Source organism: Streptomyces sp. NRRL F-525, from assembly GCF_000716605.1.
Taxonomy (GTDB): Bacteria; Actinomycetota; Actinomycetes; order Streptomycetales; family Streptomycetaceae; genus Streptomyces.
On record NZ_JNXE01000148.1, the window covers coordinates 1 to 411 of the forward strand.

The 411-nt window shown below is 71.8% G+C and carries 1 protein-coding gene; it reads left to right on the forward strand.

What is annotated here, in order from left to right; all coding sequences use genetic code 11:
• The coding region (locus OO69_RS48285) for a ketoacyl-synthetase C-terminal extension domain-containing protein (RefSeq protein ID WP_033287413.1) at window positions 1-411 on the forward strand (411 nt) is incomplete at both ends.

A 411-nucleotide genomic window follows, 5' to 3' on the forward strand; every position in this document is an offset into this window, starting at 1 on the left:
GGCGACCCGATCGAGGCTCAGGCACTGCTCGCCACGTACGGCAAGGAACGGCCCGCCGACCGGCCGCTGATGCTCGGCTCGCTCAAGTCCAACATCGGGCACACGCAGGCCGCCGCAGGTGTGGCGGGCGTGATCAAGATGGTCATGGCGATGCGGCACGGCGTCCTGCCGAAGACGCTGCACGTCGACTCGCCGTCTCCGCACGTGGACTGGACGGCAGGGGCGGTTTCCCTGCTGACCGAGTCCATGCCGTGGGAGGCCGGCGACCAGCCGCGCCGCGCAGGCGTCTCCTCCTTCGGGATCAGCGGCACCAACGCCCACGTCATCCTCGAAGAGGCCCCGGCCGTCACAGAGCCGCCGGACGCCGAAGCTGAAGACGCGCCCGACGAGCCCACACCGCCGGCCCCGCCG